At 52.7% G+C, this 11,087-nt stretch carries 11 protein-coding genes; 7 read left to right on the top strand and 4 right to left on the bottom strand.

The genetic code is table 11. The features are described from left to right. Positions 1–28: 28 nt before the first annotated feature. Both M977_RS16005 and cysS read right to left on the bottom strand, forming a co-directional pair. Entirely contained in the window at positions 29–613 is a 585-nt protein-coding gene (locus M977_RS16005; RefSeq protein WP_064516797.1) for a helix-turn-helix domain-containing protein, read from the bottom strand. A gap of 168 nt (positions 614–781) precedes the next feature. Beyond that, positions 782–2,170 carry a cysteine--tRNA ligase gene (gene cysS / locus M977_RS16000; RefSeq protein WP_064516795.1) on the bottom strand — a complete coding sequence of 463 codons (1,389 nt, stop codon included), beginning with the start codon at positions 2,168–2,170 and terminating at the stop codon, positions 782–784. Between the two features lie 176 nt (positions 2,171–2,346). Between cysS and ppiB the strand changes: the two genes are divergently transcribed. From ppiB to mnmH, 5 genes are all read left to right on the top strand, one after another. Beyond that, on the top strand, positions 2,347–2,841 hold the full coding sequence (ppiB, locus tag M977_RS15995; protein WP_064516793.1) for a peptidylprolyl isomerase B: 495 nt from the start codon (positions 2,347–2,349) through the stop codon (positions 2,839–2,841). A 7-nt stretch (positions 2,842–2,848) separates the two neighbouring features. Next, on the top strand, positions 2,849–3,571 hold the full coding sequence (gene lpxH, locus M977_RS15990) for a UDP-2,3-diacylglucosamine diphosphatase (RefSeq protein ID WP_064516791.1): 723 nt from the start codon (positions 2,849–2,851) through the stop codon (positions 3,569–3,571). Between the two features lie 138 nt (positions 3,572–3,709). Next, the gene (purE, locus tag M977_RS15985; protein WP_064516789.1) at positions 3,710–4,219 is read left to right on the top strand and encodes a 5-(carboxyamino)imidazole ribonucleotide mutase; all 510 of its coding nucleotides are present in this window, start codon (positions 3,710–3,712) and stop codon (positions 4,217–4,219) included. After that, positions 4,216–5,286 (top strand): 5-(carboxyamino)imidazole ribonucleotide synthase, encoded by a 1,071-nt coding sequence (gene purK / locus M977_RS15980; RefSeq protein WP_064516787.1) that lies wholly within the window; start codon positions 4,216–4,218, stop codon positions 5,284–5,286. Before purE ends, purK begins: the two co-directional genes overlap by 4 nt. A 120-nt stretch (positions 5,287–5,406) precedes the next feature. Beyond that, positions 5,407–6,507 (top strand): tRNA 2-selenouridine(34) synthase MnmH, encoded by a 1,101-nt coding sequence (gene mnmH, locus M977_RS15975; RefSeq protein ID WP_064516785.1) that lies wholly within the window; start codon positions 5,407–5,409, stop codon positions 6,505–6,507. 56 nt (positions 6,508–6,563) lie between these two features. On the opposite strand, the gene ybbP is transcribed toward mnmH, so the two are convergent. Both ybbP and ybbA read right to left on the bottom strand, forming a co-directional pair. Next, complete coding sequence (ybbP, locus tag M977_RS15970; RefSeq protein WP_064516784.1) at positions 6,564–8,978, bottom strand: putative ABC transporter permease subunit YbbP; 2,415 nt, start codon at positions 8,976–8,978, stop codon at positions 6,564–6,566. Next, a complete protein-coding gene (ybbA, locus tag M977_RS15965; protein WP_064516782.1) occupies positions 8,975–9,661 on the bottom strand; it encodes a putative ABC transporter ATP-binding protein YbbA in 687 nt (228 codons plus the stop codon). The genes ybbP and ybbA overlap by 4 nt, the downstream gene beginning before the upstream one ends. Between ybbA and tesA the strand changes: the two genes are divergently transcribed. Beyond that, positions 9,629–10,258, top strand: coding sequence for a multifunctional acyl-CoA thioesterase I/protease I/lysophospholipase L1 (tesA, locus tag M977_RS15960; RefSeq protein ID WP_064517643.1), 630 nt, complete (start codon positions 9,629–9,631; stop codon positions 10,256–10,258). The genes ybbA and tesA overlap by 33 nt on opposite strands. After that, entirely contained in the window at positions 10,248–11,057 is an 810-nt protein-coding gene (locus tag M977_RS15955) for an SDR family oxidoreductase (protein WP_134183962.1), read from the top strand. Before tesA ends, M977_RS15955 begins: the two co-directional genes overlap by 11 nt. Positions 11,058–11,087: the final 30 nt, after the last annotated feature.

Genomic DNA, 11,087 nt, shown 5'->3' with positions numbered 1-11,087 from the left:
ACTTACGTATTCTTGCGACCCAGTCTTACTAATACTCCTTCGGCAAATGCCGAATCGCTACCAGTTTCCCACGCTTAATCTCAATGTAATCACCACGACGTAACTCCCCGAAAATCGCCATAATCGTGCTGCGCGCCAGTTGCGTACGCTCCTGAATAAAATCTGCTGCATTGATGTCACTGCGTAAATCGGGAGCTTGTGAATACAGCTCGAGCAGTTTATTGCGCACCATGACATAAGCCGTTACGCCGACCAGGTGCTCTTCACGCAGTGAATAAATCTGCAATGACCAGGCGAGAAAGCTGGCTACCGTCTCCCATAACTGCTTTTCAGTGATCACTTTTTTTGCCAGCTCATAAGGCACGACATAACCCTTGCAATCTTCCTCAACTTTAAGAAACCAGCCACCACGGGGGCGCAAACACTCAGCCAGACCAAATATCATTCTGCCTCGCACTGAGGAAAGGACGAGGTCATCAATTGCACGAATAAAAGTGAAATGCCCAGTGGGGAATAAATAGAGGTATTTTTCATCGTCGTGAACCGCGTTAAGTTCTTCTTTAGCTTTAAAAGTGCGCAGGGTGCCAAGCGGGCAAAGGAGCTTGTGCAACATGTCTATCTCCGCCAATGGCCTCGGCGGATAGAAAGATGGGGAAGCGGAGTCGTTGCTAAAATCATTTTCGCTAACCATGAGTTAACCTTTTTTAATTCTTATCACCAATATCATGGCTGATAAAAAAAGCGGCCTAAGCCGCTTTCTGAATGAGTGATTAAATAACGATTACTTTCTGCGCCAGGTTGTCCCTTGTGGGCCATCTTCCAGCACAATTCCCATTTCATTCAAGCGGTCACGAGCCTTGTCCGCCAGCGCCCAGTCTTTTGATTGACGGGCATCATTACGCTGTTTGATTAGCGCTTCGATCTCAGCCACTTCGCCGTCGTCAGACTGCGCACCACCTTGCAGGAAGGCTTCTGGATCTTGCTCCAGTAAACCCAGCACGCCAGAAAGTTGGCGCAATGCCGCAGCCAGGCCATTTGCTGCTGCCAAATCTTCAGTTTTCAGGCGGTTAACTTCACGCGCCATATCAAACAGTACAGAGTAAGCTTCCGGCGTATTGAAATCATCGTCCATCGCTTCACGGAAACGCGCTTCAAACGCCTCGCCACCCGCAGGCTGAACGCTACCGTCTGTACCACGCAATGCGGTGTACAAACGCTCAAGCGAGGTACGCGCCTGTTTCAGGTTCTCTTCACTGTAGTTCAACTGGCTACGATAATGGCCAGACATCAGGAAGTAGCGAATGGTTTCGGCGTCGTAATACTTAAGCACGTCGCGCACGGTGAAGAAGTTGCCCAGTGATTTGGACATTTTCTCACGGTCAACCATCACCATTCCGGAGTGCATCCAGGTGTTAACGTATTCGCCGCCGTGCGCACAGGTTGACTGGGCGATTTCGTTTTCGTGGTGCGGGAACATCAAGTCCGAACCGCCACCATGAATATCAAAATGGTTACCGAGCTGTTTGCAGTTCATTGCAGAACATTCGATGTGCCAGCCTGGACGACCTTCGCCCCACGGGGATGACCAGCTTGGCTCGCCTGGTTTCGACATTTTCCACAGCACGAAATCCATCGGGTTGCGCTTAACGTTTGCTTCGACTTCAACACGGGCACCGGCTTGCAGTTGTTCCAGATCCTGGCGGGAAAGTTTGCCGTAATCGGCATCACTTTCTACCGAGAACATCACATCACCATTGCTGGCAACATAGGCGTGATTGCGCGCGATAAGCTGTTCAACAATTTCGATGATGTCCGGAATATGTTTGGTGGCGCGTGGCTCACTGTCCGGGCGCAAAATATTCAGCGCGTCGAAATCGGTGTGCATTTCGGCAACCATGCGGTCTACGAGCGCAACAAAATCTTCGCCGTTTTCATTGGCGCGTTTGATGATTTTATCGTCGATGTCGGTAATGTTGCGCACATACTTCAGCTTATAGCCGATAAAGCGCAGGTAACGCGCGACCACATCGAAAGCGACAAAAGTACGGCCATGGCCGATATGACACAGATCGTAAACGGTGATACCACACACGTACATGCCAACTTCTCCGGCATGAATAGGTTTGAATTCCTCTTTTTGGCGACTCATTGTATTGAAGATTTTTAACATCAGGGGATTCCATGTAAGCGTGTGATTTCAAAATTAGGCTATATGTTACATCAAAATTTCACACGGAAGCAGCACGCTTTGCAAGGTGATGATCATGTGCAGTTATGCTATAACAACCACCTTGTGTCGCGGCACCGTCTGCCCGAACACTGTCTGACTAATATAGGATGCACAGCATGGTTACTTTTCATACTAATCACGGCGATATCGTAATCAAAACTTTTGATGATAAAGCGCCTGAAACTGTTAAAAACTTCCTCGAGTACTGCCGCGAAGGTTTCTACGCGAACACCATTTTCCACCGTGTGATCAATGGTTTCATGATCCAGGGCGGCGGTTTTGAACCGGGTATGAAGCAAAAAGACACCAAAGACACCATCCAGAACGAAGCGAATAACGGCCTGAAAAACACGAAAGGTACGCTGGCAATGGCTCGTACCCAGGCGCCACATTCTGCAAGTTCCCAGTTCTTTATTAACGTGGCTGACAACGATTTCCTGAACTTCAGCAGCGAAAGCATGCAAGGTTGGGGTTACTGCGTGTTTGCTGAAGTAGTTGAAGGCATGGACGTTGTTGAGAAAATCAAAGGCGTGTCCACTGGCCGCAGCGGTATGCACCAGGACGTTCCTAAAGAAGACGTGGTTATCACAAGCGTAACCGTCAGCGAATAATTCGCCCATGGCGACGCTGTTTATCGCAGATTTACATCTGTGTTCAGAAGAACCGGCGATTACCGCCGGTTTTCTGCGTTTTCTGGCGGGCACCGCTCGGGAAGCTGATGCGCTCTACATCCTTGGCGATCTGTTTGAAGCCTGGATTGGCGATGATGATCCTGAACCGCTGCACCGCCAAATTGCTTTAGCCATTAAAGATCTGGTTGATTCCGGCGTGCCCTGCTTCTTTATTCATGGCAACCGCGATTTCCTGCTCGGCAAACGTTTTGCCCGTCTTAGCGGCATGACTTTATTGCCGGAAGAAAAAACGCTCGACCTGTATGGCCGCAAAATGCTGATCCTGCATGGCGATACCCTTTGCACTGACGACCACGGTTATCAGGCGTTCCGCAAGAAAGTCCACCGACCCTGGCTACAATGTTTGTTCCTCGCCCTGCCGCTGTTTATTCGTAAACGCGTCGCCGCCAAAATGCGCGCCGGCAGCAAAGCCTCGAACAGCAGCAAATCAATGGCGATTATGGATGTAAATCAACACACCGTGACCCGCGCGCTCACCCGCCATCAGGTACAGTGGATGATCCACGGCCATACGCATCGCCCAGAAATTCACTCGCTTTCAGCTAACGGCAAGCCCGCATTTCGTTGCGTACTTGGCGCCTGGCATAGCGAAGGGTCGATGATTAAAGTCACTGCCGAAGACGTCGAACTCATCCCCTTCTCTTTTTAAACAAAATCGCGTTTTTTTGCTGCCTTGTTAGCTACGCAACCGTTTTCCTTGCTCTATGTTCATGCTATTCTCTGAGCCCTTCTGACCGACCGAGCCATGTTCGGTGATGTTTGCACACCCACAGGAGTTTTGAGACGCATGTCCTCCAACCAGACCCCAGCGCGTATCGCCATTGTCATGGGTTCCAAAAGTGACTGGGCTACCATGCTGTTTGCCGCAGAAATCCTCACCGCCCTTGATGTCCCACACCATGTTGAAGTGGTTTCCGCACACCGCACTCCCGATAAACTTTTCAGCTTTGCCGAACAAGCAAGCGGTAACGGTTATCAGGTTATTATTGCGGGCGCGGGTGGTGCGGCGCATTTGCCAGGTATGATCGCGGCAAAGACGCTGGTTCCAGTGCTGGGTGTGCCAGTCCAAAGCGCGGCATTAAGCGGCGTAGACAGTCTCTATTCCATTGTACAAATGCCACGTGGTATTCCGGTTGGCACTCTGGCAATCGGCAAAGCGGGTGCGGCCAACGCGGCCTTGCTGGCGGCACAAATCCTTGCGCTGCACGATAAAGAACTCACTATGCGCCTTGAAGCGTGGCGTCAAAGCCAGACCGATGAAGTGCTGGACAACCCCGATCCACGGGGTGAAGCATGAAACGCGTTTGCGTGCTGGGTAACGGCCAGTTAGGCAGAATGCTGCGCCAGGCAGGCGAACCGCTGGGCATCGCGGTTTACCCGGTTGGCCTTGATGCAGAACCTGAAGCCGTGCCATTTGCGCAAAGCGTCATCACCGCAGAAATTGAACGCTGGCCAGAAACCGCACTCACCCGTGAACTGGCTCGCCACAATGCGTTTGTGAACCGCGATGTGTTCCCAATCATCGCTGACCGTCTGACGCAAAAACAGCTGTTCGATAAGCTCGAACTGGCAACCGCACCGTGGCAACTGCTCGCGAACCGTGATGAATGGGCGGGTGTTTTTGAAAGCCTCGGCGAGTTAGCCATTGTGAAACGCCGCGTTGGCGGTTATGACGGACGCGGGCAGTGGCGTTTGCGCAGTGATGAAACCGCGCAACTGCCGGACGATTGCTACGGTGAATGTATTGTTGAGCAAGGCATTAACTTCTCGGGCGAAGTGTCGCTGGTTGGCGCGCGTGGTCACGACGGTACAACCGTGTTTTACCCGCTGACGCACAACCTGCATCAGGACGGTATTCTGCGCACCAGCGTTGTTTTCCCGCAGGCTAATATTGAGCAACAACAGCAAGCTGAAGCGATGCTTTCTGCCATCATGCATGAGCTGAACTATGTTGGTGTCATGGCGATGGAGTGCTTTATCACGCCAGCCGGGTTGCTGATTAACGAACTAGCCCCACGCGTACACAACAGCGGGCACTGGACGCAAAATGGCGCATCCATCAGCCAGTTTGAACTGCATCTGCGCGCCATTGTTGACCTGCCTTTGCCACAGCCTGTCGTTAATTCGCCGTCGGTCATGATTAACCTTATCGGCACCGATTTAAATTACGACTGGCTGAAACTCCCACTGGTACATTTGCATTGGTACGATAAAGAGGTACGTGAGGGCCGCAAAGTCGGTCATCTCAATCTGAATGACAGCGATACCGATAGACTGAGTGCAACTCTCGAAGCCATCGTGCCATTGTTGCCAGCGGAATACGCCAGTGGTATTGCCTGGGCGCAGCACAAATTCGTTAAGTAGCCATAACGGCGGGTAGCGCTAAGCGCTTGCCCGCCCTTCCATTCAGGCCAACTCCCCCCTTCCTTTCTTTTTTGCATGCAAAAGCGCACAATTCCGCCTCACTCGCTTTAAGGTTTATCTATGCAAAACGCTCGTCCCGATACTCAAGATTATGAACATCTTCTGCGCGCTGATATCCCGCTTATCGACGTACGCGCTCCGGTTGAATTCAGCCAGGGGGCGATGCCTGCCGCGCTGAGTTTCCCGCTGATGTCGGATGATGAGCGTGCTCAAGTCGGCACTTGCTATAAACAGCGCGGGCAGCAGGCTGCGGTGGAATTAGGTCATAAGCTTGTCCAGGGTGAAATCCGTGATGCCCGTTTGCAGAAGTGGCTTGAGCAATGCCGCCAGAATCCAGAAGGATACCTGTGTTGCGCCAGAGGTGGCATGCGTTCCCACATTGTGCAGCAGTGGCTACGTGAAGCGGGCGTTGACTATCCATTGGTTGAAGGTGGTTACAAAGCACTGCGTCATTATGCGATGGAGATGATTGAGTCACGTTCTCGCTGGCCGATGCTTCTCGTCAGCGGTAATACTGGCGGCGGCAAAACCATTCTTATTCGCTCGTTACCAACGGGTGTCGATCTTGAGGGGCTGGCGCATCATCGCGGTTCGTCGTTTGGCCGCACGATTGTCGAGCAACCCTCTCAGGCAAATTTTGAAAATAATCTCGCGGTGACGTTGCTTAAGAAAAGTGATGGAGCGCAAGTAACCTGGGTTGTTGAAGATGAAGGCCGGATGATTGGCTCTCGCCACATTCCGGAGTGCTTCAGAGAACAGATGCAACGCTCACCGATTGTGGTGATTGACGATCCATTCGAGCAGCGTTTAGAGCGTTTAAAAACCGAATATTTCCAGCAAATGAGCGAAGCGTTTTTGTCGGTGAGCGATGAAGATACTGCGTGGCAGAACTATGGCGAGTATTTGCATCATGGCCTGTTCGCTATCCGCCGCCGTCTGGGGATGGAACGCTTTGCGCAGTTCAGCGCATATCTGGATGAAGCATTGGTTGAGCAACGCAAAACCGGCTCAGTAGAAGGGCATCTCGCCTGGCTTTCGCCGTTGCTCGAAGAGTATTACGACCCAATGTATCGTTATCAACTAAGTAAAAAAGCACACAATATTGTCTTTCGTGGCGACTACCAACAGGTGGAAGCCTGGCTTCGCGAACGTACAGCGTAAATTACCTTCAACGGGCTGGCGTTAAATAGATTGCCAGCCCGTAAGTTTCACGCTTATCAGGCAACAAACTGGCGGAATAGCGCTTTACCTTTCAGCAAACGAATCCCCAACCAGCCGCCACACAGAGAAAGTAGCACAGCACCGGTTAACGGCAGGATTACCCACAGCCGCCAGTCTGGTTCCCATGGGAAATCAAATACGCGGGTTTGCAGTAGACCAAGCGCAGTTTCAGCACCAATCGCCGCCACCAGCCCGGAAACCAGCCCCAGAACCGCAAATTCACACCATAAAGTCGTGCGCAGCAAGCGCTTCCCTGCACCCAAAGTGCGATATACCACCAGTTCCTGATGCCGTTGGCGCATCCCTACTTGAACCTGGGCCAGCAGTAACAGCACACCGCAAGCAGTCACCAGCACCACCATCACTTCCAATGCCCGGCTCACCTGCTCTAGCACCTGCCCTACCTGGCGCAAAATGGCCCCGATATCCAGCAAACTGACGGTAGGGAATTCACGGTTAAGTTGCGTTAACACGCCATTTTTCCCATCCAGATGGAAGCTCGTCAGCCAGCTTTGCGGCTGGTTGTCTAGCGCACCCGGGGGGAAGATAAAGTAGAAATTAGGTCGCAGACTCTCCCAATCAACTTTACGCAGGCTTGAAACTTTCGCCGAGAAATCCTGGGTATCGCCCATAAACGTGACGGTATCTCCCAGTTTAATCTTCAGCCGTTTTGCAACACCTTCATCCATGGACACTTCGCCCGCTTTCGGCGGCCATGAACCGGCAAGTATTGGGTTATGCGTTGGCTTTTGGCTCTGCCACGTCAGATTGAGTTCGCGGTTAAGTGCTTCATCAGGATTACCCTCGGTGGATTTGCCGTTTATCGCCGTCATACGCACACGCACAATCGGGTAGAACGATTCCGGGATTATCTGATGCTCAGCTAAAAACTCTTTCACTGGCTGAACCTGCTCGGTGGCAATGTTTAGCAGGAAATAATTCGGGCTTTCCGGCGGTAACTGTTGCTGCCAGCGGTCAAGCAAATCGCCACGCAGTACCAACAACAATGCCAGTAACATAAACGATAGCGAAAACGCCGCAAGCTGACTTAAGGTTGCCCATGGCTGGCGCAGAAGGCGATTTACGGCCAGGCGCAGCGCGAGGTTTTTCAGCGTCAGCTTCTTCAGCAGTTTCAGTACACCCCAGCCAACAATGCCGCACAAAGCCGCGAGTACAACTGTACCTGCCAGCACCGCCCACAAAAGCGTGCTCCCACCCATCAATGCGGCCAGCAGTGCGACAACAACGATGAAGATGACTGGCAGATAGATTTTCAGCGGCCAGACGTTTGCCACGGCATCACGGCGTAAAACGCGCAGCGGTTGGGTTGCCAGCAGTAACCGATAGGGGCGCAAACCCACCAGCAGGGAGATCACCACCATTGAACCGACAGCCCACACCCACGGCCAGAGGCTGGCTGGAGGAAGGGCGGCAGGCAATACAGGCTTAAGCAGGCGCATTAGCACCGCTTCAAACACCAGCCCTGCGGCACCACCGGTAATTGCCGCTAGCGCCAGCACCATCAACCACTGGCCGATAATCAGCTTGCGCAGCGCAGCACGCCCTGCCCCGAGGGTTTTCAAGATGGCGACTAAATCATAACGGCTGCGGCAGTAATGATTCATCGCGACCGCAACGGCTGCGACTGCCAGTAATAGCGTCAGGAGAGCTGATAGCAGCAAGAATTGTTGCGAGCGTTCCAGAGATTTCCCGAGAGCGCCGTCATCTTGTTCCATACCGTACCAGCGCTGCTCTGGCTTGAGTTTTGGCACCACATACTGTTCAAATTTATCGAGCTGCTGCGGCGTGCCGCCAAATTTGTAGCGCCATGAGATACGGCTCCCCGGCTGCACCGCGCCGGTTTTTTCCACATCAGCCAGGTTCATCATCAAGCGCGGAGCCATCTGGAACGGATTAAAACCCGAGTCCGGCTCCTGAATCACTTCTCCGGCAATGCGTAATGTGGTGTCGCCCACATCCAGCGAGTCCCCCACTTTAAGATTGAGCAACGCCATTAAACGCGGTGCCAACAGCACGCTTCCCGGCTCGGGTTTTAGCCCAGGCGGGTTGGTATCGAGCTGGCCGTACATCGGGTAAACCTCATCCACGGCTTTTACCGATGCCAGCTGCGGCGTATCTCCGGCAAATGTCATGGTGGCGAAGGTCAGTTGTTTGCCGACTTTCAGCCCGTCCTTTTTCGCCTGATCCAGCCATTCCTCAGGCACTTCTCGCGAGCTGCGTAATGCACGGTCACCCGCCATAAAGTCGCGGCTTTGCTGGTTTAGCCCTTGTTCCATGCGGTCGCTGATATTACCCAACGCCAGCACACACGCCACCGCCAGGCTCAACGCCAGCCAGACAATCAATAACGATGGCGATCGCCATTCACGCCAGAACCAGCGGGCAATCATGCCTCCTCCCACAATTGACCTTCACGCAAGCGCAGGCGGCGGTCGCAGCGGGCGGCGAGCTGTTCATCATGCGTCACGAGGATGAGCGTAGTGGAAAAATCCCGGTTCAAGGAGAAGAGTAAATCCGCAATACGATCGCCGGTGTGGCGGTCAAGATTACCGGTTGGCTCATCGGCAAACAGCACCGAAGGACGCCCATTAAAGGCGCGAGCCAATGCCACACGTTGCTGTTCGCCACCGGAAAGCTGCGCGGGGAGGTGATCCAAACGTTTCCCCAGACCAAGCTGTTCGAGCAATGCTTTCGCCTGCGCACGACTGGATGAGTCATTTTCCCCGCGCAGCAGCGCCGGAAGTTCAACGTTCTCAAGCGCGTTAAGCGTGGGAACCAACATGAATGACTGGAATACAAAGCCGACGTTTTTCGCCCGCAATGACGCTCGAGCTTCTTCATCCATACTATGCAGCGGCTGGCCGCACAGATGCACCTCCCCTTCGCTGCCATCATCGAGCCCCGCCAGAATCGCCAGTAGTGTAGACTTCCCTGAACCGGATTCACCGATAAGCGCGATGGTCTGCGCCTGTTTGACAACCAGCTCAACTCCGGTAAGGATGGAGAGCTGATGTTCCCCAGTTCCTACGGACTTACTAAGATGATGAACTTCAACAATGTTTTCCGCTGGCATTTGCCCTTCCTGTTTCTGGCTTTCTTAACCATTCGCGCCGCGCATGCGGACACGTTGTTGATTTTGGGAGATAGCCTGAGCGCCGGTTACCGAATGTCAGCAACAGCAGCCTGGCCGGCCTTGCTGGATGCGAAGTGGCACCAGCAAAATACTAAGGTGGTGAACGCCAGTATTAGTGGCGACACCGCACCACAAGGTCTGGCACGGTTACCGGCGCTACTGAAACAGCATCAGCCTCGCTGGGTATTAATTGAGCTTGGCGGTAACGATGGCCTGCGCGGTTTTCAGCCACAAGCCATCGAGAAAAGTTTGCGCCAGATAATTAACGATGTGAAAGCGGCAAACGCTCAACCATTGCTGATGCAAATACGTCTGCCTGCAAACTACGGTCGTCGTTATAATGAGTCGTTTAGCGCTATTTATCCGCAACTTGCCAAAGAGTTTTCTATTCCTCTTCTGCCATTTTTTATGGAGGAGGTCTATTTGAAACCGCAATGGATGCAGGATGACGGTATACATCCGAATAGTGATGCTCAACCGTTTATCGCCGACTGGATGTCTTCCCGTCTGGCACCTTTAGTTAAACATGACTCATGAACAATCGGGGCACCTCTCGGGTAAAGTTATGCAAAAATCAGTTTTAATTACAGGTTGTTCCAGCGGTATTGGTTTTGCCTGCGCACAAGATTTAAAGCAGAAGGGTTATCACGTTCTGGCTGCCTGCCGTAAACCTGCAGATGTTGAGCGCATGAACCAGGCCGGATTTACCGGCGTATTGCTCGATCTCGACTCGCCCGAGAGTGTGAAAGCAGCGGCGGAACAAGTCATTGAACTGACCGAAAACCGCCTGTATGGGCTGTTTAACAACGGTGGTTTTGGCGTTTATGGGCCGTTGCAAACCCTTTCACGCGACCAGCTTGAGCAACAGTTTTCAACCAATTTGTTTGGCACCCACCAGCTGACCATGCTGTTACTGCCGGCCATGCTGCCGCACCGTGAAGGGCGCATTGTGATGACCAGCTCGGTTATGGGTCTGGTTTCCACGCCAGGTCGTGGTGCGTATGCCGCCAGTAAATATGCGCTGGAAGCCTGGTCCGATGCACTACGCATGGAACTGCATCATAGTGGAATTAAAGTCAGCTTGATTGAGCCCGGCCCGATTCGCACCCAGTTCACGCAGAACGTCAACCAGACTCAAGCTGACCATCCGGTAGAAAACCCAGGAATTGCTGCACGCTTTACGCTCGGGCCGGAAGCGGTAGTGGAAAAAGTGCGCCATGCTTTTGAAAGCTCAAACCCGAAATTACGTTATCCGGTGACGCTGGTTGCCCATGCTTTAACGTGGTTACGCCGCCTGTTACCAGGCCGTATGTTGGATAAAATTTTACGTGGTTAGTTGAAGCAACTGACGCCAACCCCCATGTAA

It is taken from the genome of Buttiauxella gaviniae ATCC 51604 (assembly GCF_001654835.1).
In the GTDB taxonomy this organism is placed as follows: Bacteria; Pseudomonadota; Gammaproteobacteria; order Enterobacterales; family Enterobacteriaceae; genus Buttiauxella; species Buttiauxella gaviniae.
This window is presented reverse-complemented; position numbering and strand designations above follow the sequence as displayed.